This window comes from Pseudonocardia sp. CA-142604, assembly GCF_050948475.1.
GTDB lineage: Bacteria > Actinomycetota > Actinomycetes > Mycobacteriales > Pseudonocardiaceae > Pseudonocardia > Pseudonocardia alaniniphila.
On record NZ_CP192045.1, the window covers coordinates 1,015,993 to 1,042,966 of the forward strand.

Below are 26,974 nucleotides of genomic sequence, written 5' to 3' on the forward strand. Positions count from 1 at the left end.
ATGTCCGGAGCGAACAAGCGCGTCCTGCTGGCCAAGCCGCGCGGATACTGCGCAGGCGTCGACCGGGCCGTCGAGGCCGTGGAGCAGGCGCTCGAACAGTACGGCCCGCCGGTCTACGTACGGAAGCAGATCGTCCACAACGTGCACGTCGTCGAGACGCTCACCGAGCGTGGCGCGATCTTCGTGGATGACGCCGACGAGGTGCCCGAAGGTGCGCTCGTGGTGTTCTCGGCCCACGGTGTGTCGCCCGCGGTCCGCGACCAGGCACGCGAGCGGCAACTGCGCACGATCGACGCCACCTGTCCGCTGGTCACCAAGGTCCACCAGGAAGCCAAGCGCTTCGCCCGCGAGGACTTCGACATCCTGCTCGTCGGCCACCACGGCCACGAGGAGGTCGAGGGCACCTCGGGTGAGGCGCCGGCGAACATCCAGCTCGTCGAGACGGCAGCTGACGTGGCGGGCGTCACCGTGCGGGATCCGGAGCGGGTGGTGTGGCTGTCGCAGACCACGCTGTCGGTCGACGAGACGATGGACACGGTGCGCGCGCTGCGCGAGCGCTTCCCCTCGTTGCAGAACCCGCCGAGCGACGACATCTGCTACGCCACGCAGAACCGCCAGGTCGCCGTGAAGGCGATGGCCCCCCAGTGCGACCTCATGCTGGTGGTCGGGTCGCGCAACTCGTCCAACTCGGTGCGGCTGGTGGAGGTGGCGCTGCAGGCAGGCGCAGGCGCCGCCTACCTCGTCGACTACGCCCGGGAGATCGACGAGCGCTGGCTCGAGGGCGTGGGGACGATCGGGCTCACCAGCGGCGCCTCGGTGCCCGAGGTGCTGGTGCGGGGCGTGCTCGACCACCTCGCCGAGCGCGGCTGGACCTCCGTGGACGAGGTCACGACCGCCGAGGAGACCCTGACGTTCTCGCTGCCCCGCGAGCTGCGCCCCGCCCGCGGCCCGCAGCAGAACTCCGCCGCGGGCTGACGGGCGGTTCCTCGGGCGCGGTGGCGGCCGGGGCGTCGAGCGGGCGTTGCACGATGAGCCGGACCACGCCGATGACCAGCACGATGCCGGTGGTCGACGCCATGGTCGGGAATGCGTTGACCAGCGGCGCGCCCACGACGAGCAGCCGCTCGGCCACCCCGGCGCCCGGCTTGGGCGAGCCCGCGAGCAGCACGACGACCGGCACGGCCACGGCCACCAGGAGCGGCGGCTGGACCATCGGCCCGAACATCCCGTCGCGACGCACCCACGCGATCGCGAGGACGCACCCGGCGATGTAGCAGACGGCGAAGACCATGCCGAGGCTTCCGATGCGGACGAGGTCGCCGATCACGCCGATGGCGGTGAGCGCAGCGCCGACGCCGACCGCCGCGACGGGTGGGATCCCGAGCACAGTGGGGACCACCGACCGGTCACTCATCGGCCACCTGCCGCCCGCGCCCCGTTCACCGCGATTGGTCACCTCGTCACGGTAGCTCTGCCCTCCGGACGGCCGTCGCCTGCGGGTCGTTCTCCGCGGGCGAGCTCGTGCAGGGCGACCAGCGAGTCGTCGGCCGAGGCCACCAGCTCCGGCGCGGCCACGGTGCGCGGAGCCCGCTCGACCTGGGCCGGTGCCGCGATCTCGTCGTCACTGACCTCGAGGTCGGTGAACCTGCGCGCGGTGACCAGCACGCGCGCCTCGAGCGAGGACACCGTCTGGTTGTAGCTGGCGACGGCCGAGTCGAGGCTGCGGCCGAGCTTGGCAACGTGGGTGCCCATCGTGGCGAGTCGGCTGTGGAGCTCCTTACCGAGCTGGTGGACCTGCGCGGCGTTGCGCGCCAGCGCCTCCTGCCGCCAGCTGTAGGCGACGGTGCGCAGCAGGGCGATGAGGGTGGTGGGTGTGGCGACCACGACGTTGTGCGAGAAGGCGTGCTCGAGCAGCGCCGGATCGGACTGCAGCGCGGCCTCGAGAAACGGATCGCCCGGCACGAACAGCACGACGAACTCCGGCGACGGCTCGAACGCCGCCCAGTAGCTCTTGGCCGACAGCGCGTCGACGTGCTGGCGTAGCTGCCGGGCATGGGCGGCGAGACGCTCGCGGTGCACGTCGGGATCGCGGCTCTCGACGGCCTCGAGGTAGGCCGCGAACGGCACCTTCGCGTCGACCACGATCTGCTTGCCACCGGCCAGGTGCACGACCATGTCCGGCCGGACGCCGCCCTCCTCGCCCTGCCCCGTGACCTGGGTGGAGAAGTCGCAGTGCTCGACCATGCCGGCCAGCTGCACGATCCGCTCCAGCTGCAGCTCACCCCAGCGGCCGCGCACCTGGGGCGCGCGCAAAGCGTTGACCAGCGCTTTCGTCTCGTGCTGCAGCTGCTCCGAGCTGAGGCGCATGGCGCTGACCTGCTCGCGGAGCCCCGCGTACGCCGACTCGCGCTCCTTCTCGACCGTGCGCAGCTGGCCCTCGACGCGTTGCAGCGTGGACGCCACAGGGTCGAGCAGCTGCGCGATGGCCTGGGCGCGGGTCGTGGCGTCGCCCTCGGCCTTGGCGGCCAGAGCAGCCGTGGCCTCCTTGATCCGCCCTTCGGCGAGGGCCACGAACTGCTCGTTGTTGCGGGCGAGCGCGTCGGCCGAGAGCGCCTGGAAGGCCTGCCGGAGCTCGGCGTCGCGCCTGGTGAGCAGTTGCTCGCGCTGCGCCCCCGCCTCGCGCTCGCTCTGCAACGCCGCCAGGGCCGCCGCCGCCTCGGACTCCGCACGGCGCAGCCGCTCGGTGGCGCGTTCGTGCTGCTCGATGAGGTCGTCGAGCCGCTCCAGCAGCCCGGCGCGTTCGGCGCGTAGCCCGGCCGCATCCGCCCGCGCCATCGCGGAGGCGTCAGCCGCCGCCCGCCCGGCCTCGGCCGTCGCGACCCGGGACCGGGACGTGACGAGGAACCAGACGACGCCCGCGCCGAGCACGGCGCCGACGATCAGGCCGATGAGCAGCACGGAGACGGCGGCGGTGTCCACGGCGATCAGCGTGCACCGGGCGTCCGACGGAAACCGGGCAGACTCGCCGAACCCTCGGGTCCAGCGGGCGACACGAATCGGTGAACGGTCGAACAGATGGTCGAGCTAGGGCTCACCCAATCAAGCGAACGACAGGGGCAGTATGGAGCCGTAGTGCCGTCAGGCCCCGCGCCCCAACAGCACTACGGCTCCACAACGCTCTCCTCGTGCAGGGTCAGCGGGGGCTCTCGTGGTTCAGAAGCCAGCGCTTTGCCTCCAGGCCCCAGCGGAAGCCGCCGAGGGTGCCGTCGGTGCGCAGCACGCGGTGGCACGGCACGAACAGCGCCGCTGCGTTGCGCGCGCACGCCGACGCCGCGGCCCGCACGGCGGCGGGGCGGCCGGACTTCGCCGCGTACTCCGTGTACGTGACGGGGGCGCCTGCCGGGATCTTGCGCAGTACGTCCCAGGCGTGCTCGAGGAACTCGCCCGACCGCTGCTTCACCGGCACGTCGTCCACAGCGGACACATCGCCGTCGTGGTAGCGGACGATGGCGTCGCCGACGGCGCCCAGATCGCCTTCTGTCAGCTCGGTGGGCCGCAGTGTCGGGTGGATCTGCGGGACCAGCTCGTCCAGCGATGCCGTCCAGCCGGACGCGATGACGGCCCCGTCCTCGTCGACGATGGCCGTGAAGGGTCCGATGGGGGTGTCCAAGGTGGACCAGGTGGCGTTCATGAAGTCCTCCGGAGTTTCCGAGTGGTGGCTGTGGGGGTGAGGGCCGAGGCGCGCGTCAGGTGCATCGCGGCGTAGGACCGCCACGGCTTCCAGTTCTCGCCGTGGGCCACGAGCCGTCCGGCGTCGGACGGCAGACCGAGCGCACCGGCGCCGCGGCGCACCGCGAGGTCGGTGGCGAGAAGTTCGTCGGGATCGCCGAGCACGCGGATCGCGAGGTAGCCCGCGGTCCACGGCCCGATGCCGGGCAGGGCGACGAGCGCCGCCCGCAGTTCGGCCGGGTCGCGCCCGGCGTCGAGTACGAGGGACCCGTCCGCCATCGCCTCGGCCAGCCCGAGCACGGTCGCGATGCGCGTGGCCGGCCCGGTTAGCACTTCGGCGCCGCGTTCGGCGATCGTGGCGGCCGTCGGGAACAGCAGGTCCGCGGTGCCGGCGGACGGATCGTCGGTCGCGCCGATGAGCTGGGCGGGCAGCCGCTCGCCCAGCGCCGCGGCCAACCGGACCGCAGCAGTCCGGGCTGCCGCCACCGACACCTGCTGTCCGAGCACCGCGCGGAGGGCCGTCTCCACGTTGTCGACGCTGCCCGGGAGCCGGATCCCGGGCGTGGTGGCCACGGACGGCGCGAGCGCGGGGTCGGCGCCGAGCAGGGCGTCGACGGCGAGCGGGTCGGCGTCGAGATCGAGCAGGCGGCGGAGCCGGGCCACCGCGGGGCCGAGGTCACGCGGATCGCCCAGGCGAACGGTCGCGACGACGTGCTCGGCACCGGCGGCACGTCGACTGCCGTTGCCGGGCGCGGTGGGTCGCAGGTCCAGCGCCACGGTCGCGGCAGCGTGCGGCAGTCGCAGCGTCCGCCGGTACGTCCCGTCCACGACGGACTCGACGCCGGTCAGGGCGCGCGCGGAGAAGAACGACAGCAGGCCGTTGCCGTCGAACGGCGGGCGGTACGGCAGCCGCAGCACGAGCGTCCCGGCCGCGGCAGGTATCGCTCCCCGGCGGCGGCCGGCCTCCGTGCGCAATGTGGTCGGCGGAACCCCGTAGACCTCGCGCACGGTGTCGTTGAACTGCCGGACGCTGGCGAAGCCTGCCGCGAACGCGATGTCGGCCATCGCGAGCGGCGTGGTCTCGATCAGCAGCCGTGCGGTGTGCGCCCGGTGCGCCCTGGCCAGCGCGAGCGGCCCGGCTCCCAACTCGGCCGTGAGAACCCGGTTGAGATGACGCTCGGAGTAGCCGAGCCGGGTGGCGAGCCCCACGACCCCCTCGCGCTCGACCACGCCGTCGGCGATCAGCCGCATGGCCCTCGCGGCGAGGTCGGCGCGGATGTTCCAGTCCGGCGAGCCGGGCACGGCGTCGGGCTGGCAGCGGCGGCAGGCGCGGTATCCGCGTTGCTGCGCGGCGCCCGCGGTGGGCAGGAACTCGACGTTGGCCCGCTTCGGCGTCATCGCCGGGCACGACGGCCGGCAGTAGATACGGGTCGTGCGTACCGCGGTGATGAACTGCCCGTCGAAGCGGGCGTCGCGAGCGGCGACGGCGCGGTAGCAACGTTCCTCATCGAGTAGCACGGCGACGACTCTGCCACCGCAAACGTCCTCGCACTGGCGGGAATCGGACGCGAACAGCAGATGAGAGTCCTCTCATCTCCGTCTCACGTCGTGGTCACCTGTGCTGCCCAGCATGGTCGTTGTGCGCCTCCCCCTGACGATCGTGACCACCGTGCTGCTCGTCGTCGGTGTCGTGGTCGGCATGGCAGCGCTGGGTTCGGCACGGACGGGTGATGGCGAGCCCCTGGACCCAATCACCGTCCAGGCCCCCGCCGCCCCCGATCCGGGCGTGCGCCCACCCGGGCAGCCACCCGCGGACCCTCAGGGCTACGTCGCCCCGCCGCCCCCCGTACGCGCCGGGGACGACGACGGCCGCGGTGACGACGGGCCTGGCGACGACGGACCGGGCGATGACGATGGGCGCGACGACGGGCCCGGCGACGACGGGCGCGATGACGACGACTGATCGTCCCGCCGAGCTGGGCCCCCGACCCGATCTCGGCGACGATGGACCGCACCGGCGCCCCACCGATCGGGCCGGCGCCCCGGAGGCCACGACGAGGACGCCGATGCCCGCGATGCTCGACCGCTCCGACCCGCGGGCCGACGGGGACACCGTCGCGGTGCGCAAAGTCGTTCCCCCGCGGTTGCGCGCGGTGCTGTGGACCGCGCGGACCCGGATCATCGGCTGGGTTCTGCTGCTCGTGCTCGGCGCACTGGCCGTCGTCACGTTCGTGACGTGGCGGCTGCTGATCCAGGCGACCGACGAGCGGATGGAGGACGCGCTGCGGTCCGAAGTGGACGAGTTCGCCGAGCTGACGGCCACCGGGATCAACCCGCGCACCGGCTTGCCGTTCGCGACCGTCGGCGACGTGATCGGGGAGGCGATCGCGTACAACATCGCGCGGCCCAACGAGAAGTTCCTCGGTTACGTCGACGGCGTGTACCGCTCGCAGAGCCGCCAGGAGCCGGGCACACCGGAGGTGCTCGCGCGGGACCCGGAGTTCGCGAGCCTGGTGGCCGCCGTGCCGGAGCCGCGGGACGGGCGCTACGAGAGCCCGGTGGCGGGGGAGGTGCGCTACCTCGCGATCCCGGTCTCGCTCGAGGGCGACCCGTCGCGCGGGGTGATCGTGGCCGCCTACCTCGCCGACGCCGAACGCGCGGGTGCCGACAGCGCCGCCCGGCTCATGCTGCTGGTCGGAAGCATCACGCTCCTCGGCGCGGCGGCAGGAGCCTGGCTGGTCGCCGGACGCATCCTTCGCCCGCTGCGTGACGTCGCCGCGACCGCTCGCACGATCACCGACACCGACCTGTCCGGGCGCATCCCCGACGCCGGCGAGCGTGACGAGCTCGGTGACCTGGTGCGCACGGTCAACGCCATGCTCGACCGCGTCGAGATGGGAGTGGCGGCGCAACGCCGGTTCGTCGACGACGCCGGGCACGAGCTGCGCACGCCGATCACGATCGTGCGCGGTCACCTCGAGGTGCTGGATCCCGCCGATCCTTCCGACGTCGCCTCGACGATCGCGCTGGTCGACGACGAGCTGGGCCGGATGAACCGGATGGTGTCGGACCTGTTGCTGCTCGCGCGCTCGGAGCAGCCGGCGTTCCTGCAGCTCGAACGGGTGGCCGTCGGGGAGCTCACCGAGGACGCATTCGAGAAGGTTGCGCGGCTGGGGGAGCGGGAGTTCGTGCTGGAGACCGTCGCCCGGGTCGACGCCGTGCTCGACCCGCAGCGGATCACGCAGGCGATCGTGGCTCTCGCCGACAACGCGTGTCGCTACACGCGTCCCGGCGACCGGATCGCGATCGGTTCGCAGCTCGCGGGCGGCCTGCTGCGGTTCTGGGTCTCGGACACCGGCCCTGGGGTCACCGCCTCCGACCGGGCACGGATCTTCGAGCGGTTCGCCCGCGGTGCGGCGGCAGGTCCCCGGTCCGACGGCGCCGGTCTGGGCCTGTCGATCGTCCGGGCCATCGCCGTGGCGCACGGCGGCCAGGTGCTGCTGGACAGCGTGCCTGGAGCGGGCGCCACGTTCACCGTCGTGGTGCCACCGGTCCCGCACCCGGTGGCGTCGTGAGCGAGCTTGCGAGCTCACCATTCGGCAGGGCAGCCCTGCGGACGCGGCCGACGAGCGTCAGCGAGGGGGACTCGTGGGCGAGCTTGCGAGCTCACCATTCGGCAGGGCAGCCCTGCGATCGCGGCCGACGAGCGTCAGCGAGGGGGACTCGTGGGCGAGCTTGCGAGCTCACCATTCGGCAGGGCAGCCCTGCGGACGCGGCCGACGAGCGTCAGTGAGGGGGACTCGTGGGCGAGCTTGCGAGCTCACCATCGGGCGCAGCAGCCCCGCGAACGCGGCCGACGAGCGTCAGCGAGGAGGACTCGTGAGCCGGATCCTGATCGCCGAGGACGAGCCGCGCATCGCCGCGTTCGTGGAGAAGGGACTGTCGGCCAACGGCTTCGCCGTGACGGTCGTCGGCGACGGCCCGTCGGCCTACGACTACGCGATGACCGGTGGGTTCGACCTGATGGTGCTCGACATCGGCCTACCGGGAATGGACGGGTTCGCGGTGCTGCGCAAGCTGCGGGCCGAGCGTTGCCCGATGCCCGTGATCGTCCTGACCGCGCGTGACAGCGTGCAGGACACGGTCGCCGGGCTGGAGGGCGGCGCCGACGACTACATGCCCAAACCGTTCCGCTTCGAGGAGCTGCTTGCCCGGGTGCGGCTGCGGCTCGCGACCGACCGGACCGCCGAACCCACGGTGCTCACGCACGGCGGGCTCCAGCTCGACCTGCGCACCCGCCGGGCACGGGTGGGTGGGCGCACGGTGGATCTGTCGGCCCGCGAGTTCGCGATGACGGAGACGTTCCTGCGGCACCCGGGGCAGGTGCTCTCACGTGAGCAGCTGCTCAGCCACGTGTGGGGCTACGACTTCGACCCGGGCTCGAACGTGGTGGACGTCTACGTCCGCTACCTGCGGCGGAAGCTCGGTGCCGAGCGGATCGTGACGGTGCGGGGGATGGGTTACCGGCTCGACGGCTGAGGCGTCACCTGGTGCAGATCTCGCCATGCAGGCGCCCGCTGTCGCACGCCTGCCGGAACTGGGCGGCCCACCGGCGGAAGGTCTCGTCGCCACGGTCTGCACCGGCCCTGGAGTCGGCCTGGTGGTCGTCCTGTTCCCGGTCGGCGGCGGCCCTGGCGGCCTCCGCCTTCGCCTGGGCTGCCGCCGCGGCCTGCGCGCGCTCCGCGATGATCGCGTTGACCCGGTCGCGGGCCGGGGTCAGGACGAGACCTGCGATCTGAGCGCCCGTCACGGGGGGCACGATGGCCGGTGCACCGGTGGCGCCGACGGGGGTGGGGGCCGCGGCGTGGGTGTCGAAGTCGGGCACCTTCACCGCCGCGTAGGCGCTGGGGGGCGCCAGCGTGAGGACTGCGGTGCTACCGGCGGCCAGGACCCCGATCACCGAGTTGGCGAGCATCACCCGGGACGAGAAAGCCACGATTTCCCCCATTACACGCCGACGAGATCCATCTGGACCATCGACGCAGAGCGACGGACGTTAGCCAAGACCACCCGAACGGGTGACGCCGGCCAGGAGTCCGCCTCCCCCACACGCCAGGCCGCCGACGACCGGGAGTCGCTCGCAGGTGCCCAGCACGGGACGGGTGATCCCGTCGATCAGCCTGCCGACGGTGCGGCGCTCGTCGTCGTCGGTCCGGGGGACGGCGACGATCTTGCGCAGGCGCTCCTCGATGCGGCGCTGCTCGTCGAGGGAGGGCTTCCGGGGAGCCGTGGTCCGCTCCGGCTTCTTGCGCTCGGCCGGCTCGGATTCAGCAGCCCGGGGCTTGGCGGGGGCGGAGGCCTTCGCGGTGGGCCTCTGGGGTGCAGGCTCGGCCCGGCGCGACGGTGCGTCTGCCTCGGCTCGGACGGCAGGCTTGCGCAGCACCACCACGTCCTGCTGCTGCCGCTTCGCGCTTCTGTTGGCGCGCTCGGTGGCGGCTGAAGCCCGCTGCTCAACGGCTTCGACCACTGGTGCTGCGACCGGTGGCGGCGCGGGCGCAGCCACCGCTGGGGCCGGCGCCTCGGCAGCCCGGGCAGGTGCGGCGGCGGCCCTCGGGCTGGGCTTCGGGGCGGCGACCGCCTGCGTGGCGGCCGCAGGCGTGGGGGACGGGGTGGCCAGGGTGAACACCGCACCCCCGCTCGCGACCACGGCTGCCCCGACGGCGGCGGCGAGCAGGATCCTGATGGTCGAACGCACGGGCTGCCTCCGCGGGTCGGCCGGCTCCGGAGGGCCGAACACGGTCCGTATCTGGTCTAGCTCATCTGGGTGAGCGGCACTCTACCGAACGGCCGACCCCACCGCGATGCTCTTGTGGCGGCATCGCGAGTGCAGCACCAAGGCCCCGATCAGCAGCGCGACGACCACCAGCGGCACCGCCCCGGCCTGGGTCAGCACGTGCGCCCCGACCTTGTTTCCCAGTAGGACGAGGGTCGCGGCCCACGCGGTGCCCGTGAGCACCAGCGGTGGTCCGGCGATCCGGTACGGCACTCCCGCTCCGCCGGCGACCCGTGGCATGAGCGGCCGGGCCGCAGCAGCCCAGTGCCCACAGGCGAGCAGGGCGGCCGTCGCCACCGGCCCGCGGCCCGCGAGCCATCGGTGCGCCCTGGCCGTGCCGGCCCGGATCACCCGTCGATGGCGGCCGTCCCCGTCCAGCGCCGGTACCCCTCGGCCGGATCGGCCCCGCCACCATCCGATATGGACGCCGGTGACCGTGGCGGCGGCCGAGATCGCGATCGCGGGCACCAGCGCGTCGGGGCGGATGTGCGACCACAGACCGAGCGCGACGAGCAGCGTAGTGCCCGGCAGGGCGACGCCGACGAGGGTGCCGCTCTCGACCACCAGGACCATCGCCGCGACGACGAGGACCGCCGCTGCCGGCCAGTTCGCGACCGCGTCGAGCAGCGCCGTCAGCACGCCCGGGGGCCGCGGCAGACGAAGAGCCTCGACGGTGGCACGTTGCGCCATACCGGCTCGGTCGCGACGACCTCGTCGAACGTGGCCTCCAGGCTGCGGCGCAGCTCGCGCACCCGCGTCGGCAGCGCGGTCAGGGTCGTGATGGTGGTGAAGACGCCGCTGGGGGCGAGGGTGGCCGCGATCCTGGCGAGCATGTCGCGCTGCTGCTGCGGGGGCACCAGCGTCCACGGCAGCGACGAGACGATCACGTCCACGGGCCCGACGCCGGCGTTCGCGAGCAGCGCCGGGAGGTCCGCGGCGTCGCCCCGCAGCACGTGCAGCCACGGCATCCGATGCCGCAGGTGCGCGACCAGTTCGGCGTCCAGTTCGACGGCGAGGTATCTGGCACCGGGGGCCAGCCGCGCGCTGATCGCGGGGGCGAGGGCTCCGGTGCCCGCGCCCAGCTCCACCACGGTCGGCGCACCCGTCGCAGGCAGCACCGCTGCGATCGCCGCCGCGAGCGTGGGGCCGGTCGGCGCGGGCGCCCCGATCAGGGCGGGCCTGCGCAGCGCGCGGCGCAGGAAGGTGCGGTGGTCGGTCCATGCGGTCATGGCGATCACACTCGCGCCGCCGGGGCCACAGAACCATGCGGCTGGACCGCCTGTGCGTGGGTGGGCTGGCCCGAGGGTGGAAGGTGGGTCCAGCCCTACTGCACGTGCCGTCCGTGATCGGCCACACTGGCCCGCGTGACGAGCATCCGGGACTGGCTGCTCGCCGCCGGTCGGCTGCTCGCCTCGATCGTCACGGCGCTGATTGCGCTGGTGCTGCTCCTCGCGCTGGTCACCGGGTTCGTCCTGGTGCCTGTCCTCGGGCTCGGCGTACCGGTGGTGGCAGGCGCCCTCAGCGCCGGCCGCGTGCTCGCCGACCTGCACCGCCAGGAGGCCGGACGCGTTCTGCGTGTCGAGCTCGTCGCCTCCTACTGCTCCGAGCCCGGGTGGGGATGGCGCGACCTGCTGGCATGCCTGCGCGACCCGCAGAACGGCCGGGATGTCGTCTGGCTCGGCGCGCACGCCGTGGCGGGCATCGTCGTCTTCTGGGTGCTCTACGCGCTGCTCGCGGCGGTCTCGAGCCTCGCGATCGGTGCGAACGGCCCGTTCTCGGTGCTGACGCTGCCGGTGCTGGTGCTCGTGGCGGTGATCTGGTGGACGGTGCCGTGGGCCGTGCGCGGGTTCGCTCTGCTGGTCCGCCTCCTCCTGGCTCCCGACACGACGCTGGCCCGGAGGGTCGAGGAACTCACGGAGTCGCGTGCGGCGGCCGTGGACGCGCAGGCCGCCGAGCTGCGCCGGATCGAGCGCGACCTCCACGACGGGGCGCAGGCGCGGCTCGCCGCCGTGGGTATGGCGCTGGGGCTCGCCGCCCAGGCCGTCCGCTCCGACCCCGACCGGGCCGCCTCATTGCTGGAGGAGGCGCGCGCCGACGCAGGCAAGGCACTTGCCGAGCTGCGCGACCTCGTCCGCGGCATCCATCCGCCGGTGCTCGCCGACCGCGGCCTCGTCGGCGGGCTCGAGGCCGCCTCCCTGCTGTGCCCGGTGCCTGTCGCGCTCGACTTCGACCTGCCCGCGCGGCCGCAGGCCCCGGTCGAGTCGGCGCTGTACTTCGCCGCGACCGAGGCCCTGGCCAACGTCGGACGGCACTCGGGTGCGACGAGGGCGTGGCTGCGCGCCCGCTACACACGCGGCCGGCTCACCGTCCTCGTCGGCGACGACGGCCGCGGCGGAGCCGATCCCCGTCGCGGCACCGGCCTGCGCGGCATCGAGCGCCGCCTCGCCGCTTTCGACGGCACGCTGCACGTCAGCAGCCCGCCCGGCGGCCCCACAGAGATCACGATGGAGTTGCCGTGCGCCCTGCCCCCGCCGGACTCAGGACCGTCATCGCCGAGGACCACGTCCTCCTCCGCGACGGTCTGATCCGGCTGCTCACCGCCAACGGCTTCGACGTCGTGGAGGCCGTCGACAACGGGCCGATGCTGCGCGAGGCGCTGGTCCGCAATCGTCCGGACGTCGCGGTGGTGGACGTGCGGCTCCCGCCGACCTTCACCGACGAGGGCCTGGTGGCGGCGATCGCGGCGCGCCGGGACGTCCCTGGACTGCCGGTACTCGTGCTCTCGCAGTACGTCGAGCAGCTCTACGCCCGCGAACTGCTCGCCGACCAGGCAGGCGGGGTCGGGTACCTGCTGAAGGACCGCGTCGGGAAGGTCGAGGAGTTCGTCGAGGCGGTGCGCCGGGTGGCGGCAGGTGGCACGGCGATGGACGCCGAGGTGATCGGCCAGCTGCTCGGCCGCCGCTCCGCACCGCTCACCCGGTTGACGGCGCGTGAGCGGGAGGTGCTGGAGCTCGTCGCCGAGGGCCGCTCGAACGTCGCGATCGCCGCCGCGCTGTTCGTCACGGAGAAGGCGGTGGGCAAGCACATCAGCAGCATCTTCGCGAAGCTCGACCTGCCGCCCTCCGACGACGACAACCGCCGCGTGCGGGCCGTGCTCACGTACTTGCAGGCGGCACCCGGAGCCCGCTGACCCGCGACTACCCTGGACTCCCGTGTCACTCACCCTCGGCATCGTCGGCCTGCCCAACGTGGGCAAGTCGACGCTGTTCAACGCCTTGACCCGCAACGACGTCCTCGCCGCGAACTACCCGTTCGCCACGATCGAGCCGAACGTCGGTGTGGTGTCGCTGCCCGACCCGCGCCTCGATGTGCTGGCCCGCATGTTCGCCTCGGCGAAGATCGTGCCGGCCACCGTGTCGTTCGTCGACATCGCGGGAATCGTGAAGGGTGCCTCCGAGGGTGCGGGGCTGGGCAACAAGTTCCTCGCGAACATCCGTGAGTCCGACGCGATCTGCCAGGTCGTCCGCGTGTTCGACGACCCGGACGTCGTCCACGTCGACGGGCGCATCGACGCCGCGGGCGACATCGAGACGATCTCCACCGAGCTGATCCTCGCCGACCTCCAGACGTTGGAGAAGGCGGTTCCGCGCCTCACCAAGGAGGCGCGGATGCAGAAGGACCGGCGCCCGGTGCTGGAGGCCGCGGAGCGGGCGGTCGAGATCCTCAACGGCGGCACCACACTCTTCGCCGCGCGCGTCGACCCCGAGCCGCTGCGCGAGCTGACCCTGCTCACCACGAAGCCGTTCCTCTACGTCTTCAACGCCGACGAGGGCGTGCTCTCCGACGAGGCGAAGCGCAAGGAGCTCATCGAGCTCGTGGCCCCCGCCGACGCCGTCTTCCTCGACGCCAAGGTGGAGGCCGAGCTGCTGGAGCTGGACGAGGAGTCCGCCCGCGAGCTGCTGGAGTCGATCGGCCAGCACGAGCCCGGGCTGCACGCCCTCGCCCGTGCCGGCTTCCACACGCTCGGCCTGCAGACGTACCTGACCGCGGGGCCCAAGGAGTCACGGGCCTGGACGATCAAGAAGGGCGCCACCGCCCCTCAGGCAGCCGGGGTGATCCACAGCGACTTCGAGCGCGGCTTCATCAAGGCCGAGATCGTCTCCTACGACGACCTCGTCGAGGCCGGGTCGATGAACGCGGCCAAGGCGGCGGGGAAGGTGCGGATGGAGGGCAAGGAGTACGTCATGGCCGACGGCGACGTGGTCGAGTTCCGCTTCAACGTCTGATCGCGAGTTCTGCATCGCCGCTGATGCAGCTATGATGCGGCTATGCGCACCACCGTCGACCTGCCGCCGGGCGTGCATCGGCGCGCCGTCGAGATCGCCGAGCGCACCGGGCGCTCATTGTCAGCCGTGATCGCCGATCTGACGATCCGGGGTTTGAGCCAGCTCGACGAACCGGTCGTGGTGCGCACCGACGATCGGTCCGGGTTCCCGGTCATCAGCCTCGGTCGCAGGCTGACGTCCGAGCAGGTGGCGGCGGCACTCGACGAGGAGTGACGACCTACCTGCTCGACGCGAACGTACTGATCGCGTTGACCGTCGCCGAGCACGAGCACCACGAGCGGGCGACCATGTGGGCGGCGGAGAGCGGCCGGTTCGCGATCTGCCCGGTGGTGGAGGGCTCCCTGGTTCGGTTCCTCGTGCGCAGCGGTGAGAGTCCGGCTGTCGCGACCCGGCTGCTCGGGGCGATCCACGCGATGCGCAGCTGCGAGTTCTGGCCGGATGGGGTGTCCTATGTCGATGCGGATCTCCGGCACGTCCGCGGGCACCGGCAGGTCACCGACGCCTACCTCGTGAGTCTGGCGGCAGCCAGGCCTGGCGCGAAGGTGGCGACGATGAATGAGGGGCTGTGCCAGGAGCTGCCTGATCTGACGCTCCTGGTGCCCAAGATCTGACCGGTTCGCCACGGTTGATCGGTGGCGCAGCTCGGTGGAGTTCCGGTACACGCGTAGGTCGGTTCCGTTCACCGTGTGGTGCGGCGACTCCGAAATCGGTTTGTCGTTCCAGCCACGGGCTACCACTGTGATCGCGATGACGGACAGGACGCTTCTCCTCCGGGCGTACGACGAGCAACTGCGTACCGACGCCGAGATGCCCGGCGCGGTCTCGGTCACCCGTCACGGCCCGCTACGCTTGATGACTTTCGGCGGCGGACAGGGGTTCGTCACCTACCGCGACCTCGGCGGAGCCGACGCCGACGAGATCGCCCGCCTCGTGCCGAAGGCGTTGACGCATTACCGGGCCGATCCCGGGATCGAACGGGTGGAGTGGAAGACACGTGGCCACGACCACGCCCCCGAACTCCATGAGGCGCTGGTGGGCAACGGGTTCGTTCCGGGCGAGCCTGAATCGATCATGGTCGGTGACGCCGCGGCCCTGACCGAGACACCGCCACCCGCCGACGTCACACTGCGCCGGGTGACCGAGGAGCCGGACGTCCGCGCCATGAGCGCGGTGCAGGACGAGGCATTCGGTGAACCGACCTCCGAACGGAGGGCTGACGCGCTGCTGCGCCGGCTCGCGCTCGGTGACGGGATGGAGTTGTGGGTCGCCGAGACGGAGGGCCGGATGGTCGGCGCCGGCCGGCTCGAACCGGTCGCGGGCAGCGACTTCGCCGGGATCTGGGGAGGCGCGACACTGGAACGGTGGCGCGGTCGGGGGATCTACCGTGCGTTGACGGCAGCGCGCGCCCGATCCGCGCTCGCCCGCGGCAAGACGCTCATCCACAGCGACTCCACCGAGTACTCCCGGCCGATCCTTGAACGCTCCGGTTTCGTGAGGGTGTCGACGACGACGCCGTACGTGTGGCGACGCTGAGCGGTTGTCCGACCGCGCAACGTGGTCGAGTTCCGCTTCACCGTGTGGGTGCAGCGACCGACGCTCCATCGCCCAGGGCGTTCATACAGAAGTATGATGCCGCGTATGAGTGCGGATCGGGTCACGGTGTCGCTGCCTGCCGAGGTGCGGTTGGCTGCGCAGCGAGTAGCCCAGGAGGCCGGGGTTTCGTTCTCTGCCGTGGTCACCGAGGCGCTGGAGACGTGGGTGCGTGGGCGCCTGATCGATGCCTGGCTGGTGGAGTACCAGGCCGAGCACGGAGCGTTCGACGAGGCTGAGCTGCGAGAGATCGCCGCCGAGGCCGGGGTGGCCTACATCCCGCCGAGCCCGTCGCGCACAGTCGCATGAGGATGGTGCTGGACGCCGGGGCATTGATCGGTGTCGACCGGTCCGATCGACGTGTTGCCGGCCTGATCGCCCTCGGTCGAAGGGCTGGGGCGGATCTGGTCACCATGGCGCCGGTGGTGGCGCAGGCATGGCGTGACGGTGCCCGCCAGGTACACCTGGCCCGCGCCTTGGCCATGATCGATGTCGTTCCGATGGACCTGGATGTGGCGCGGTCAGCCGGCGAACTGCTCAAGGTGGCCTGCGGCTCGGACGTCGTCGACGCATCGGTCGCCCTGCTCGCCCGGCCGGGTGACCAGATTCTGACCAGCGACCCAGGCGACCTCGACACGCTCGTCAAGGCGCGGCCGGTGACTGTGGCGGTCGTGCGGGTCTAGCTGACCAGCTGCTGCACACGGCCGTAGCTCACCTTGAGGACGATGGTGGCGTCCCGCAAGCTCAAATCGTCATCGCGCCTGGTTGATGAGTGTCAGGGCGTCCGGGTCGATCCGCGAGTAGTCCATCTCGACGGAGATCGTCTCGGGGTCGACGTCGAGCCAGAGCGCGATCAAGGTTCGTGCGGTGTCGGCCGCGGAAGCCAGGGTGCGTGCCTGTCCGACGGCGTCGATCTCGGGGACCTCGATCACCCACCGACCGCTGTCGCGGAACGCCTGCACCCTGAAGGGTGCGTGCTTCGGGAAACCTTGCGATCAGAACAGCGTCGTGAGGGCGCGGTCGAGGTCGGGCAGGCCGGAGAGGTCGATGAGGAACTGATCCTCGAGGGCGCGACGGACAGCGGCGGGTGTCTCCAGCGCTTGGCGTTCGCTGGGGCCGTCGACGTGGTGCACGGCAAGGCTCAGGCCGGTGGACCTGCGGCCACTGAGGGCGTAGCGGCGGTCGGTGTCGGCGCGGCCGATCAACAGTCTCCCGACCATCATGGAATCGGGATGGTGGGTGTTGTAGAAGTTGCTCATCGAGAAGTCGGCCATGTAGGACTCGGCGAGGTCGAACCGGTACAGCGCCATCCAGCGACCACCGAGCAGGGCCTCCAGCACGAACGCAGATCCATCGGGCTGAAGGCGGAGAAGCCCGTGCGGTGTCGGTTGCTCCGTATCCGGCTCGAGTGCCAGCACTCCGGTGAGTCTGAGTCCGAAACCTGCATCGACGATGTGAGGGCCTTCCGGCAGTTCGACGCGGAGCAGCATGTGGGTGCGCGGGGGCATCGGCGTGTCGGCCGGTCGGCCCCACAGGGCGCGCCCGGAGAGAAGGGTCGTGGTGTAGCCGAGGGCGTCGAGCACGCCGCGCAAAAGCAGATTTTGTTCGTAGCACCCGCCACCGCGCCGTGACCGGACGATCTTGGTGATCAAGGATGCCTGGTCGAGGTGCGTCTCGCGGCCGGTGAACTTGTCCAGGTTCTCGTAGGCGATCGCCTGCCCGTGAGCAGCGGCGATCCGTGCCAGTGTCGCGAGGTCCGCTGGGGGGCGCGCTCCGTCCCACGCACCGGACAAGCCGATTCGGTGCAGGTAGGCGGCGACGTCGAAGTCGATGGCTGTTGTCGTGGTGACGCTCACGGACCCTCCTTGCGGGGGCGCGGATATGTGACTGACCGGCTGTCCGAATCGTCGTTGTTCCATCGGACCGCTCTTCATGTGCAGCTGAATGATATGTCGAGGGTGCTCCGACATGCTCGATTCTAGCCGGGATCCGCGAGTCCGAGCTCGGACATATTTCGCATTATTCGACTAGAGGTTCGAATTCTTATCAATCAAAGAGAGTTTTCGCCGGTCACTCTCGCTACTCGTAATGCCGGGGCTTTCCTTCCGGTGGTAGCTGGAGGCCAGGGCCACCGCGCTGCGACGTTGCCCCGTCGGGCTGTCTTTGAGACGCTCGGGTCGGGCTCCTGAGAGCGGGGCTTCCTGGACGAGCGGCGCCGTACCCAGATCGCGACAAGACGGCGACCATCAGGAGCCTCTCATGGCTTGGTTGGTGCTCATCCTGTCCGGGGTCTTCGAAGCGGTATGGGCGACGGCTCTCGGGAAGTCCGTCGGTTTCACGCGGTTGGTCCCCTCGATCGTCTTCATCGTCGGGCTCGTCGTGAGCATGGGCGGACTTGCCTACGCCCTACGCACCCTGCCGGTCGGCACTGCCTACGCCGTCTGGGTCGGTATCGGGGCCGCCGCGACCGTCGCCTACGCGATGGGAACCGGTGAGGAGTCCGTGTCCGCGCTCAAAGTCGTCTTCCTCCTCGGCATCATCGGCTGTGTCATCGGCCTGAAGGCACTCCACTAGCCGGCTTGCAACTCCGCTGCTGCAAGGTGGGGCGGGACCATGCACGGCAGGAAGAGGAGAACATCGTGCGGATCGCAGTCGCCGGCGCGACCGGGAACATCGGTTCCCTCACTGTCAGCTCCCTCGAACGGGACGGGCACGACGCCGTGCGCATCAGCCGGTCGCTCGGGGTGGACCTGACGACCGGTGACGGGCTCGACGAGGCCCTGGCCGGTGTCGACGCGGTCATCGACGTCACCAATGCGCCGGCAGCCGACCGGGCCGGGTCGGTGGCGTACTTCGCCACCACGACGCGGAACCTGCTCGACGCCGAGGAGCGAGCAGGTGTGCGCCACCACGTGCTGCTCTCGATCGTCGGGATTCATCGGGTCGAGGGCAATGCGCACTACGCAGGCAAGCAGGAGCAGGAGCGCCTCGTCGCCGCGGGACCGGTCGCGTGGACGGTCGTCCCGGCCACCCAGTTCCACGGCTTCGCCGAGATGGTGGCGAGCTGGAGCGAGCAGGACGGCGTCGCCACGATCGCGCCGCTGCTCGTGCAACCGGTCGCCCCCACGGACGTGGCCGACATCCTCGCCGAGGTCGCGGTGGGTGAACCGCAGGGGCGACATGTCGATGTCGCCGGGCCCGAGACGCAGGACCTGGTGGACATGGCCCGGCGCACCAACGATGCGCGCGGCCGCTCGGTGAAGCTCGTGCCGACGTGGGCGGCGCTGTACGGCCCGGCGATGGCAGGCAATGTGCTGCTGCCCGGCGAGGGGGCTCGCATCGCGCAGACCACCTTCGACGAGTGGCTCGCAGGTCAACGACAAGCCTGATGTCGACGTCCGATCGGAACGGCTGTTCACCAAGCAGTGGCAGTGTCCCGGTCGGTGATCGGGGGCAGGGCAGGGGAGTCGTCCTGCTCGGTGACGTGCGCCAGCGAGCCTGCTTCCAGAGCGACCCACAGCGACTCGTCGGCGGCGATGGCGAGGCCGTGTGGTTCGGCTCCTGGGGTGAAGCTCGCTTCGGCGATGATCCGGCCGTCGCGATCGAGCCGGACGACCGAACTGCTGGCCCACAGCGTCGCCCAGCATCCCCCGTCCACGGTGGCCGCCACCGCGTGCGGACGGCAGGATCGGTCGGGCAGGGGGAACTCGTCGATCCGACCGTCGGGATGGATCTGCCCGATCTGGCCGGCGCCGATCTCGGTGAACCACACCGCGTCCCGTCCCGCATGAATCCCGACGGGAGCCGCGCCGGGCGTCGGCAGCGGATAGGTGGTGACCTCCCCCGCCGGAGTGATCCGTCCGATGGCGTCAGCCTGGTTCAGCGTGAACCAGAGCGCGCCGTCGGGTCCGGCGGTGATCGGTCCGGGCATGCTGCCCGCTGCCAGCGGGAACTCGTCGGTCGTGCCGTCGAGCGCGATCCGGCCGATCCGGTCCCCGGACAGCAGCGTGTACCACAGCATTCGGTCCGGGCCTGCGCACAGTCCGTAGGGCGTGCCTGTCGGGGTGAGCACCGGCAGCGAGGAGATCGTGCGGTCGGCGTCGACGCGGCCGATTCTGCCGTCGCCCCGGCTGAACCAGATCGCGTCGTCAGGACCGGTGATCAGCACCATCGGGCGGCTCTGCTCGGCGTCGAGCTTGAAGCGCTCGACCTGCCCGTCCGTGCTGAGCCGTGCCAGCTCGCCGAGCTCGACCAAGGTGGTCCACACCCCGCCGTCCGCATCGATGGCGACGCCGTAGGCGCCCGGCGCGACCTCGTACTCGGTGATCGACATCCCCGTCCCCCTTCTCCCATGGTGGGACATTAATGCGATCAGTGTCGCGTTAACATCTCGGGGTGCCTCCGACTCCACCAGTCCTACGGCCGGGCGGCCGGACGGCCCGGATCCGGGCGGATGTGTTGGCCGCGGTAGACGCGCTACTTGCGGAGGGCGGCTACGACGCGCTGAGCATCGAAGCGGTCGCAGAACGGTCCGGCGTGCACCGGGCCACGATCTACCGGCGGTGGGGCAGCGTGCCCATGTTGCTGGTCGATCTCCTCGCGCTCGGTATCGAGGACGATTGGCAGGCCCCGGACACGGGCTCCCTGAAGAGCGACCTGATCGCGATCAACCGGGAGATCTGCGACGCCATGATCGTCGAACCGTCGCTGACCGTGGCAGTCATCGCCGCCACGTTCTGTTCACCCGAAGCCGCCGACGCCCTGCGCCGGTTCTGGATCGACCGCTATCAGCGCTGCCGGGTTGTCGTCGAGCGCGCCGTCGACAGAGGTGAGATCCCGGCCTCGACCGATGCCCACCGGCTGCTGATGTCGGCGACCGGGCCGCTCTACCACCAGCGGATGCTGATGCGGGAGCCGCTCACCCACGCCGACGCCGACGCCTACGCCCTCGCGGCTCTCGGTCTCATCGGTGGATCGCGAGAGCCGCGAAGAGGGCGGTGACGGCGAGGCCGGCGGCCCCGGTGAGCAGCACTCCCTGCAAACCGTCGACGAAGGCCTCGTTCGCAGCAGCGACCGGTGCGCTGCGCAGTTCCGGCGGCATCGACGTGACCAGAGGGCTCCTGGCGTCCTCGAAGAGGAGGCTGTCGATCGCCTCCTGCTGGGCCACTGTGAAGTCGGTATCCGATCGTGACAACAGTCGGTCACGAGATCTCCACTCCAGGGCGGTCAGCAACGCTGTGAGAACCGCCAGGCCGACGACGCCGCCGATCTGGCGGGCCTCGATGGTGAGGCCGGCGGCGACGCCACGGGACTGCTCAGGTAGGTGCGTGAGCGTGAGGGTGCTTGCCGGAATGTAGACGCACGCCGTTGCCGCACCGAGGATCACCAGAGGTGGGATGAGGAGCGGACCTTCGCCCCGGTCGGCACCTGAGCTGAGCCAGATCATCGCAGCAGCGCCGGCGAGCAGGCCTCCGACGAGGAGCCAGCGGGCAGATCCGCGGTCGGTCAGTCGCCCGGCCAGTGGGAAGAACAGCAACGCCCCCAGTGCGCCGGGCAGCATCAGCAGGCCGGCGACGGCCGGCGTGAGGTCGATGACCTGCTGGAGATAGAGCATCAGGAAGACCGTCACCGCGAGTGCGGCGCCCTGCATCGTGGCGAGACATGTCAGTGAGGCGGAAATGGTTGCGTTCCTCAGTTGCCGCAGGTCGATCAAGGGGTCGGCAACCCGATACTCGAACCTGACGAAGGCGCCCAGTAGGAGCAGGCCCGAGGCGAACAGGCCGAGCGTGCCGAAGTGCCTGATCCCCCAGTAGTCGGATCGCTCGCATGCGAGCACGACGAACGCGAGTCCCGCTGACAGGAGCAGGACCCCCCGCAGATCGAGCGACTGGCCCGGTGGTCCGCGCGTCTCGATCACGTACCTGCGTGCGACCGCGATGACGATGAGGGATACCGAGACGTCCGTCCAGAAGAGCCATCGCCAGCCCGAGGACGTCACGAGGAATGCAAGCAGTAGTGGGGCGATCGTCGTGGCGACGGTGGTGCCAGCCGCCATCGTGCTGACCGCCCACCCACGATGCGCGGCCGGCAACATTTCGGTCAGGTTGGTCAGGGCGAGCGGCAGGACGAGGGCGGCGCCGATTCCCTGGAGCAGGCGGCCTCCGATCAGTAGTCCTGCACTCGGCGTGAGCGCGCACACGAGAGAGGCGAGGCCGTAGAGAATCATTCCCGCGACGAATAGCCGGCGTCGGCCGAAGAGGTCGCCGAGCCGGCCGCTCACGGTGACGAGGGCGGCGATCGGCAGCAGTGCACCGATGACCACCCAGTTGACGGCTCCGCGCGAGACGTCGAACTCATCCTGGAAGCTCGGCAGGATGACAGCGATGCTGGTCATTCCGGAGAATATCAGCGCATTCGCGGTGACCGTGGCCAGGGTGGCCATCCGCTGCTGATGATTCAAAATCTGCAACACGGCCACGCGCAAGGATAACAAAATCGTCTTATGCTGCCCGGAGTAGATCAACGGCCGGACGGCGAACGGGACTCTCGCCGCGGATCGCGACGAGAGTCCCGTTGATCGAGGAGCGGACGGTCAGCAGACGAGGTTGGTGTCGAAGCCCCCTTCGTCCTCTCCGTACTGGACCAATCTCGTTTTGGCACCGGTGAAACTCGTGGTGCACATCGTCTTTGCGGCGTTGCTGTCCGTGTACGTCGCAAGCCACAATGGCGCGTTGTCGAGGGAGTACATCGGTGTGAACTGTGGCTTCCACGCCGTCCGGTAGTTCGCGGCGGTCGACGCGGTGTACCCGCCGGTGATCTTGCGCCACTGGTAGCCGGTCGAGTAGAGCCCGACCTCGGCCACGCCGTGGCTGCGCAGGTAGTCGTTCATCCCCTGCACGATGGCCGTGTTCGACATGCCGTTGCCGCTCCACCGGTTCTCGATCTCCACGTCGAGCCACCACGTGTGCTGCGTCATGCCCCGGTCGACGGCCATGGCCGCGCTGAGCGCGTTGGCGGCAGCGTGCCAGCCGTAGTCGTAGGTGCACCCGGCGTCGGTTGTGGAGCGGGCGTCGATGCACAGCACCGGATCCTGGCTGCCCGATCGAGGCCAGTAACCGGCACCGCCCGGTGCCGGGTTGCTGGTGTTGAGGTAGACCCCGGCCCCGTACGGAGTGCCCTTCGCCCACTGATACTGGGCACTGATGCAGGGGTTGGTGGTGAAGGGGCGCCCCTCGTTGATCCCGACGATGCCGAAAGAGCCGTTGTCCGTCGGAAGCGCCACACCGCACTGCGGGTGGGACACGTCGTGGCCCATGTCGCCGGACGGGGAAACGCGGCGAGTGAGGGGAACCGCGGTGTCGTGGCGGGGCGTCCCGCCAGGAGGTCTGTGGGAGCGGCTGGGGGGTGGGGGATGAGTACCGGCGCGGCCGCGCGGAGTCTCGGCCCAAGCGGTCGACGCAACAAGTCCGGTGGCCATGATCGCCAGCGCAACCACCATCACGACTGTTCGCGTCAACCTCTGGGCCAGCGTCAGAAGCATTCGCCCATTCCTCTACTACTTACTGTGCGCGGGCGGTCTTTCCGCCATCGCGATCCTGATCGGGTCACGAGTCGCGGACGTGCCGGCACAGCCGCAGCCGCCTGGACCGAATCATGACCATGAGGCTAAGCCCAGCCAGTGCTCGGAGCAGCGAAAGCGTGTCTCATTTCATGTGATACTTGACGTTGCGCTCCTGCGTGTTGCATGGGTGGAGAGTAGGTCGCCGCTGAACCGACCCGAACTGCGCACCCGACTCGATTTCGCCGAATTCATGGCCCTCGCGAATGGCGCAGGATGGACATATCGAGTGCAGCTACAGCCTTCATTCTTTTCAATTCGAAAATGTCCCGGACTGAAAATCATCGGCTGCTGCAAGTCTTCCGAAAAGCGGGGGCTCGCGGCCAGGACCGTCGACGCGGGGCCGACAGAGCGGGCGGCCGCCCGCGGAGATCGTGGCGCGAGACGCGGACTATGGAGCAGCGATCCAGCGCGCCGCCGCTTCGGCGCTGTCAATCGGACTCGTATTGAAGGCGATGGCTGCGTCGGGCGCATGCTGCCGGATCAGGTTGACCACCTTTTCGAAGAACGGGAGCATCGGCTCCGGCTTTCGAATTCCACCGCCCACGACGACACAGGCGTAGGAGTTGCGGGTCAGATGGTCAACGATCTTCGCCTCGGCGGTCCCGTCGAGACCGACCAGGCAGAGATCCGCCGGAACTCCTCGCTTCTCGAACTCGGTCTTCCCCTGTTCGAGGGCAGCTTCTATGGCGTCGGCGTCCATCCCGGGCACCGCACGCGGATCGATGCCGACGACGAGAACGTTCGGTGAGTGCAACTGCGGCCTCCGGGTGCGGGTGAAAGGAACGCCAACGTACCGATCACCGCGCTGTTCCGAGCGAAGCTGCGGTGGCCGGGATCAGCTCTCCTGCGGAGTCACCGGCTCCTCCGCGGGCAGGCCGGCCGCTTTCCACGCCGGGAACCCGCCCTCGACGTGCACGACGTCGTGGAAGCCCTTGGCCAGCAGCGCGGCCGCGGAGGGGCCGGACCCGAGAACCGAACCGCAGATGACGACGATCGGAGTGTCGAGCGACGTGACCGCCGGAAGGTGGGTGCCGGCGCCGAGATCGAACGCGGTGTCGATCGCGGCCTTGTCCACCACCGTTGCACCGGGGATCTCGCCGGCTCCGGCCCGCCCCGCGGCGCTGCGGACGTCGACGAGGAGGGCGCCCGCCTCGACCCGCTTCGCGGCCTCGGCGGCCGGGACGAGCGGGGCCAGCGCACCGGCTTCGTCGAGCGTGGGGGTGGTGTCGGTCATGCTCCTGCTCCCTGCTGGTCAGCGACCTGCCCGTGGTCGACGGCCGTGAAGCCCGCTGCACGGCCGGGGTCGTCGGGTCCCCAGAGAGTGGTCGAGACCTCGCGGCGCACCAGCGGTGCCACCTCCTCGGCGAACCGGGTGAGCACCTCGTGCTGTTGCGCATAGGGCAGCATCGGGAACACCGAGACCGACTGGACGTCGTGGTGGTAGGCCTTGTGGTAGTCGAGGATCTTCGCCGCCACCCGCTCCGGGGTGCCGACGAGCGCGGGGCCGTGTGCGATGGCCTCCTCGATGGTCGCGAACGAGGTGGCCTTGCCCGGGCGGTTGTCCCCGGCGTGCTTGGCCCGCATCTTGGCGGCGATGCCCTCGTAGATGGGGCGGTACTGCTCGATCGCCTTCGCGTCCGTGTCCGCAAGGAAGAGCCCGCCCGAGCCCGAGCCGACGTAACCCACGGCCGGGTCGTACCCGTTGGCCTCCAGCTGCTCGCGGTAGCGGTTGATCAGCACCAGGTAGTTCTCGCGGGGCTGCAGCGCGTTGGCCGAGAAGACTGGGTCGCCCCACTTCGCGGCGAGGTCCACCGCGGCCGTCGACGTCGCGGAGCCGTGCCAGATGCGGAACGGGCCCGAGAACGGCCGCGGGTAGGTGGTGACGCTGTCCAGGTCGGCGTGGTGGGTGCCCTTCCACGAGACGTTCTCTTCGCGCAGCAGCCGGCGCAGCAGTTCGTAGTTCTCGGTGAGGTACTCGTACTGCTTGGCGAGCTCGAGCCCGAAGAGCGGGAAGTGCTTGTCCTCGTTGCCCTTGCCGATGACGATCTCCAGCCGTCCGCCGGAGAGCTGATCGATCGTGGAGTAGTCCTCGGCGACGCGCACCGGGTCGAGCAGCGAGAGCACCGTGACACCGGTGCTGAGCAGGATGCGGTCGGTGGCATTGGCGAGCGCCCCGAGCAGCACCGTGGGGGCCGACGAGACGAACTCGCCGGCATGCCGCTCGCCGACGGCGTAGGAGTCGAAGCCGAGGCGCTCGGCCAGAACCGCGGTCTCCACCACACGTTCGAGCCGCTCGTGAACGCTGATGATCTCCCCGGTCACCGGGTGCGGCGTGTGCGGGACGATGTCGAGGATCTGGAATCTCATGACCGGACTCCTTCTCGGGCGGCGGGGACGGGACGGAGACCCAGGTGCTCGCGCAGCGTGGTGCCCTCGTACTCGGTGCGGAACACCCCTCGCTCCTGCAGCAGCGGAACGACCGTGTCGGCGAACTCGTCGAGCCCACCCGGCGTGATGTGCGGGACGAGCACGAAGCCGTCGCTCGCATCGGTCTGTACGAACTCGTCGAGCGCGTCGGCCACCTGCGCAGGCGTACCGACGAATGACTGGCGTGCGGTGACCTGGACCATCAGTTCCCGGATCGACAGTCCCTTCTCCTCGGCGAGGGCACGCCACTCGCGCGCGGTGGTGATCGGGTCGCGGTGCTGGCGCACGCTCGCACGTCCACGGGAGATGTGGTTCTCGCTGACGAGCGGGTCGATCTCCGGCAGCGGGCCGTCCGGGTCGTAGGCCGACAGGTCGCGGTTCCACAGCTGTTCGAGGAACTTGATCGCGGTCTGCCCGCTCACCTGCTGGTGCCGGATCACGTCGGCCTTCTCGTGGGCCTCGGCGTCGGTGTCGCCGAGCACGAACGTCGCGGCGGGGAGGATCTTCAGGTCCTCCGGCGATCGGCCGTACTTCGCGAGCCTGCTCTTGACGTCGCTGTAGAAGGCCCGACCGGCCTCCAACGTGCCGTGCCGCGTGAAGATCGCGTCGGCGTCGGACGCGGCGAACTCGCGCCCCTCCTCCGAGTCGCCGGCCTGGAGGATCACCGGGTGGCCCTGCGGGCTGCGCGGGACGCTGAACCGGCCGCCGATGTCGAACTGGTCCGACGTGATCAGGAAGCGCCCGGCGTCGGGGTCGGAGAGGAAGGTGCCCGAAGCCGCGTCGGCCACGATCTCCCCGCCCGACCACGAGTCCCACAGCACCTTCGCCGCGGCCAGGAACTCCTTCGCGCGCAGGTACCGCTTCTCCTGGGGGAGGAAGCCACCGCGGCGGAAGTTCTCGCCGGTGAACTCGTCCCACGACGTGACGACGTTCCAAGCCGCACGGCCGCCCGACAGGTGGTCGAGCGAGGCGAACTGGCGGGCGACCTCGTAGGGCTCGTTGAAGGTGGAATTGATGGTGCCCGCGAGCCCGAGCCGCTCGGTGACGGCAGCCACTGCGGCGAGGATCGTGAAGGTGTCCGGGCGGCCCATCACGTCGAGGTCGTAGATCACCCCGTTCTGCTCGCGGAGCCGCAGCCCTTCGGCGAGGAAGAGGAAGTCGAACTTCGCCCGCTCCGCGGTACGTGCGAAGTGGACGAACGACCGGAAGTCGATGTGGCTTCCTGCTTCCGGGTCGCTCCACACGGTGGTGTTGTTGACGCCGGGGAAGTGGGCGGCGAGGTGGATCTGCTTGCGGGGCCTGTTCATCGCACGGCCTCGCTGCGCTCGGCCGTCGCTTCGCACGGGCGCTGTGTCGATGATTCGCTCGCGCGCTCGCTCATTGCACGGCCTCGCTGCGGCGCTGTGTCGATGATTCGTTCGCAAGCTC

32 protein-coding genes and 1 riboswitch are annotated in these 26,974 nt (G+C 70.5%); of the genes, 15 read left to right on the top strand and 17 right to left on the bottom strand.

The annotated features are described in order from the left end of the window. On the top strand, nucleotides 1–975 hold the full coding sequence (locus tag ACQPZQ_RS04860; RefSeq protein ID WP_433292441.1) for a 4-hydroxy-3-methylbut-2-enyl diphosphate reductase: 975 nt from the start codon (nucleotides 1–3) through the stop codon (nucleotides 973–975). Here the strand turns inward: ACQPZQ_RS04860 and ACQPZQ_RS04865 are convergent. The 4 genes from ACQPZQ_RS04865 to ACQPZQ_RS04880 form a co-directional block, all read right to left on the bottom strand. Next, nucleotides 887–1,414 (bottom strand): DUF6542 domain-containing protein, encoded by a 528-nt coding sequence (locus tag ACQPZQ_RS04865; protein ID WP_433292443.1) that lies wholly within the window; start codon nucleotides 1,412–1,414, stop codon nucleotides 887–889. The two genes, ACQPZQ_RS04860 and ACQPZQ_RS04865, sit on opposite strands and share 89 nt — an antisense overlap. Nucleotides 1,415–1,452: 38 nt before the next feature. Beyond that, complete coding sequence (rmuC, locus tag ACQPZQ_RS04870; protein ID WP_433292445.1) at nucleotides 1,453–2,979, bottom strand: DNA recombination protein RmuC; 1,527 nt, start codon at nucleotides 2,977–2,979, stop codon at nucleotides 1,453–1,455. A 214-nt stretch (nucleotides 2,980–3,193) separates the two neighbouring features. Next, on the bottom strand, nucleotides 3,194–3,691 hold the full coding sequence (locus ACQPZQ_RS04875) for a methylated-DNA--[protein]-cysteine S-methyltransferase (RefSeq protein ID WP_433292447.1): 498 nt from the start codon (nucleotides 3,689–3,691) through the stop codon (nucleotides 3,194–3,196). Next, nucleotides 3,688–5,247 carry a DNA-3-methyladenine glycosylase 2 family protein gene (locus ACQPZQ_RS04880; protein WP_433292449.1) on the bottom strand — a complete coding sequence of 520 codons (1,560 nt, stop codon included), beginning with the start codon at nucleotides 5,245–5,247 and terminating at the stop codon, nucleotides 3,688–3,690. Before ACQPZQ_RS04880 ends, ACQPZQ_RS04875 begins: the two co-directional genes overlap by 4 nt. 112 nt (nucleotides 5,248–5,359) lie before the next feature. On the opposite strand from ACQPZQ_RS04880, the gene ACQPZQ_RS04885 reads away from it, so the two are divergent. The 3 genes from ACQPZQ_RS04885 (at nucleotide 5,360) to ACQPZQ_RS04895 (ending at nucleotide 8,268) form a co-directional block, all read left to right on the top strand. Then, nucleotides 5,360–5,692 (top strand): hypothetical protein, encoded by a 333-nt coding sequence (locus ACQPZQ_RS04885; RefSeq protein WP_433292451.1) that lies wholly within the window; start codon nucleotides 5,360–5,362, stop codon nucleotides 5,690–5,692. Then, nucleotides 5,679–7,304: a sensor histidine kinase gene (locus ACQPZQ_RS04890; RefSeq protein WP_433292453.1), complete on the top strand. Its 1,626-nt coding sequence runs from the start codon at nucleotides 5,679–5,681 to the stop codon at nucleotides 7,302–7,304. The genes ACQPZQ_RS04885 and ACQPZQ_RS04890 overlap by 14 nt, the downstream gene beginning before the upstream one ends. 304 nt (nucleotides 7,305–7,608) lie before the next feature. Further along, complete coding sequence (locus ACQPZQ_RS04895; RefSeq protein ID WP_241038771.1) at nucleotides 7,609–8,268, top strand: response regulator transcription factor; 660 nt, start codon at nucleotides 7,609–7,611, stop codon at nucleotides 8,266–8,268. Nucleotides 8,269–8,272: 4 nt separating this feature from the next. Here ACQPZQ_RS04895 and ACQPZQ_RS04900 read toward each other — a convergent pair whose 3' ends face one another. The 4 genes from ACQPZQ_RS04900 to ACQPZQ_RS04915 all read right to left on the bottom strand — a co-directional run bounded on the left by ACQPZQ_RS04900 (nucleotide 8,273) and on the right by ACQPZQ_RS04915 (nucleotide 10,791). Beyond that, entirely contained in the window at nucleotides 8,273–8,725 is a 453-nt protein-coding gene (locus tag ACQPZQ_RS04900) for a hypothetical protein (RefSeq protein WP_433292455.1), read from the bottom strand. A gap of 60 nt (nucleotides 8,726–8,785) precedes the next feature. Then, nucleotides 8,786–9,484, bottom strand: coding sequence for a hypothetical protein (locus ACQPZQ_RS04905; protein WP_433292457.1), 699 nt, complete (start codon nucleotides 9,482–9,484; stop codon nucleotides 8,786–8,788). An 81-nt stretch (nucleotides 9,485–9,565) separates the two neighbouring features. After that, the gene (locus tag ACQPZQ_RS04910) at nucleotides 9,566–10,252 is read right to left on the bottom strand and encodes a DedA family protein (protein WP_433292459.1); all 687 of its coding nucleotides are present in this window, start codon (nucleotides 10,250–10,252) and stop codon (nucleotides 9,566–9,568) included. Further along, entirely contained in the window at nucleotides 10,195–10,791 is a 597-nt protein-coding gene (locus ACQPZQ_RS04915; protein WP_433292461.1) for a class I SAM-dependent methyltransferase, read from the bottom strand. The genes ACQPZQ_RS04910 and ACQPZQ_RS04915 overlap by 58 nt, the downstream gene beginning before the upstream one ends. Before the next feature lie 135 nt (nucleotides 10,792–10,926). On the opposite strand from ACQPZQ_RS04915, the gene ACQPZQ_RS04920 reads away from it, so the two are divergent. The 8 genes from ACQPZQ_RS04920 (at nucleotide 10,927) to ACQPZQ_RS04955 (ending at nucleotide 16,181) form a co-directional block, all read left to right on the top strand. Then, nucleotides 10,927–12,147, top strand: coding sequence for a sensor domain-containing protein (locus ACQPZQ_RS04920; RefSeq protein WP_433292463.1), 1,221 nt, complete (start codon nucleotides 10,927–10,929; stop codon nucleotides 12,145–12,147). Then, a complete protein-coding gene (locus ACQPZQ_RS04925) occupies nucleotides 12,078–12,752 on the top strand; it encodes a LuxR C-terminal-related transcriptional regulator (RefSeq protein WP_241038777.1) in 675 nt (224 codons plus the stop codon). The genes ACQPZQ_RS04920 and ACQPZQ_RS04925 overlap by 70 nt, the downstream gene beginning before the upstream one ends. A 22-nt stretch (nucleotides 12,753–12,774) precedes the next feature. Then, on the top strand, nucleotides 12,775–13,848 hold the full coding sequence (ychF, locus tag ACQPZQ_RS04930; RefSeq protein ID WP_433292466.1) for a redox-regulated ATPase YchF: 1,074 nt from the start codon (nucleotides 12,775–12,777) through the stop codon (nucleotides 13,846–13,848). Nucleotides 13,849–13,890: 42 nt separating this feature from the next. Further along, nucleotides 13,891–14,121, top strand: a complete 231-nt coding sequence (locus tag ACQPZQ_RS04935) for an antitoxin (RefSeq protein WP_433292468.1) — start codon at nucleotides 13,891–13,893, stop codon at nucleotides 14,119–14,121. Continuing rightward, the gene (locus tag ACQPZQ_RS04940) at nucleotides 14,118–14,519 is read left to right on the top strand and encodes a TA system VapC family ribonuclease toxin (protein ID WP_433292470.1); all 402 of its coding nucleotides are present in this window, start codon (nucleotides 14,118–14,120) and stop codon (nucleotides 14,517–14,519) included. The genes ACQPZQ_RS04935 and ACQPZQ_RS04940 overlap by 4 nt, the downstream gene beginning before the upstream one ends. Before the next feature lie 136 nt (nucleotides 14,520–14,655). Continuing rightward, entirely contained in the window at nucleotides 14,656–15,441 is a 786-nt protein-coding gene (locus ACQPZQ_RS04945; protein WP_433292472.1) for a GNAT family N-acetyltransferase, read from the top strand. 105 nt (nucleotides 15,442–15,546) lie between these two features. Continuing rightward, entirely contained in the window at nucleotides 15,547–15,807 is a 261-nt protein-coding gene (locus ACQPZQ_RS04950; protein WP_433292474.1) for a hypothetical protein, read from the top strand. Nucleotides 15,808–15,809: 2 nt separating this feature from the next. Then, nucleotides 15,810–16,181 carry a hypothetical protein gene (locus ACQPZQ_RS04955; RefSeq protein ID WP_433292476.1) on the top strand — a complete coding sequence of 124 codons (372 nt, stop codon included), beginning with the start codon at nucleotides 15,810–15,812 and terminating at the stop codon, nucleotides 16,179–16,181. A gap of 69 nt (nucleotides 16,182–16,250) precedes the next feature. Here the strand turns inward: ACQPZQ_RS04955 and ACQPZQ_RS04960 are convergent, their stop codons facing one another. Both ACQPZQ_RS04960 and ACQPZQ_RS04965 read right to left on the bottom strand, forming a co-directional pair. Then, nucleotides 16,251–16,460 carry a hypothetical protein gene (locus ACQPZQ_RS04960; RefSeq protein ID WP_433292478.1) on the bottom strand — a complete coding sequence of 70 codons (210 nt, stop codon included), beginning with the start codon at nucleotides 16,458–16,460 and terminating at the stop codon, nucleotides 16,251–16,253. A gap of 33 nt (nucleotides 16,461–16,493) precedes the next feature. Further along, nucleotides 16,494–17,354, bottom strand: a complete 861-nt coding sequence (locus ACQPZQ_RS04965; RefSeq protein WP_433292480.1) for an arylamine N-acetyltransferase family protein — start codon at nucleotides 17,352–17,354, stop codon at nucleotides 16,494–16,496. A gap of 320 nt (nucleotides 17,355–17,674) precedes the next feature. Further along, nucleotides 17,675–17,744: riboswitch (guanidine-III (ykkC-III) riboswitch) on the top strand. Between the two features lie 13 nt (nucleotides 17,745–17,757). Between ACQPZQ_RS04965 and ACQPZQ_RS04970 the strand changes: the two genes are divergently transcribed. Together ACQPZQ_RS04970 and ACQPZQ_RS04975 are read left to right on the top strand one after the other, a co-directional pair. After that, a complete protein-coding gene (locus tag ACQPZQ_RS04970) occupies nucleotides 17,758–18,072 on the top strand; it encodes a DMT family transporter (protein WP_433292482.1) in 315 nt (104 codons plus the stop codon). 65 nt (nucleotides 18,073–18,137) lie between these two features. Further along, nucleotides 18,138–18,887 carry an SDR family oxidoreductase gene (locus tag ACQPZQ_RS04975; RefSeq protein ID WP_433292484.1) on the top strand — a complete coding sequence of 250 codons (750 nt, stop codon included), beginning with the start codon at nucleotides 18,138–18,140 and terminating at the stop codon, nucleotides 18,885–18,887. Between the two features lie 26 nt (nucleotides 18,888–18,913). Here the strand turns inward: ACQPZQ_RS04975 and ACQPZQ_RS04980 are convergent, their stop codons facing one another. Continuing rightward, nucleotides 18,914–19,831 (bottom strand): Vgb family protein, encoded by a 918-nt coding sequence (locus ACQPZQ_RS04980; protein WP_433292486.1) that lies wholly within the window; start codon nucleotides 19,829–19,831, stop codon nucleotides 18,914–18,916. A 122-nt stretch (nucleotides 19,832–19,953) separates the two neighbouring features. Between ACQPZQ_RS04980 and ACQPZQ_RS04985 the strand changes: the two genes are divergently transcribed. Next, a complete protein-coding gene (locus ACQPZQ_RS04985) occupies nucleotides 19,954–20,499 on the top strand; it encodes a TetR/AcrR family transcriptional regulator (RefSeq protein ID WP_433299026.1) in 546 nt (181 codons plus the stop codon). Here the strand turns inward: ACQPZQ_RS04985 and ACQPZQ_RS04990 are convergent. From ACQPZQ_RS04990 to ACQPZQ_RS05015, 6 genes are all read right to left on the bottom strand, one after another. Beyond that, nucleotides 20,462–21,940, bottom strand: a complete 1,479-nt coding sequence (locus tag ACQPZQ_RS04990; protein WP_433292488.1) for an MFS transporter — start codon at nucleotides 21,938–21,940, stop codon at nucleotides 20,462–20,464. The two genes, ACQPZQ_RS04985 and ACQPZQ_RS04990, sit on opposite strands and share 38 nt — an antisense overlap. 150 nt (nucleotides 21,941–22,090) lie before the next feature. Then, nucleotides 22,091–22,813, bottom strand: coding sequence for a hypothetical protein (locus ACQPZQ_RS04995; RefSeq protein ID WP_433292490.1), 723 nt, complete (start codon nucleotides 22,811–22,813; stop codon nucleotides 22,091–22,093). Nucleotides 22,814–23,507: 694 nt separating this feature from the next. Beyond that, nucleotides 23,508–23,819: a hypothetical protein gene (locus tag ACQPZQ_RS05000; protein WP_433292492.1), complete on the bottom strand. Its 312-nt coding sequence runs from the start codon at nucleotides 23,817–23,819 to the stop codon at nucleotides 23,508–23,510. Nucleotides 23,820–23,954: 135 nt separating this feature from the next. Continuing rightward, complete coding sequence (locus ACQPZQ_RS05005; RefSeq protein ID WP_433292494.1) at nucleotides 23,955–24,353, bottom strand: rhodanese-like domain-containing protein; 399 nt, start codon at nucleotides 24,351–24,353, stop codon at nucleotides 23,955–23,957. After that, nucleotides 24,350–25,486 (bottom strand): LLM class flavin-dependent oxidoreductase, encoded by a 1,137-nt coding sequence (locus ACQPZQ_RS05010; protein ID WP_433292496.1) that lies wholly within the window; start codon nucleotides 25,484–25,486, stop codon nucleotides 24,350–24,352. The genes ACQPZQ_RS05005 and ACQPZQ_RS05010 overlap by 4 nt, the downstream gene beginning before the upstream one ends. Beyond that, complete coding sequence (locus tag ACQPZQ_RS05015; protein WP_433292498.1) at nucleotides 25,483–26,853, bottom strand: NtaA/DmoA family FMN-dependent monooxygenase; 1,371 nt, start codon at nucleotides 26,851–26,853, stop codon at nucleotides 25,483–25,485. Before ACQPZQ_RS05015 ends, ACQPZQ_RS05010 begins: the two co-directional genes overlap by 4 nt. Between the last annotated feature and the right edge of the window lie 121 nt (nucleotides 26,854–26,974).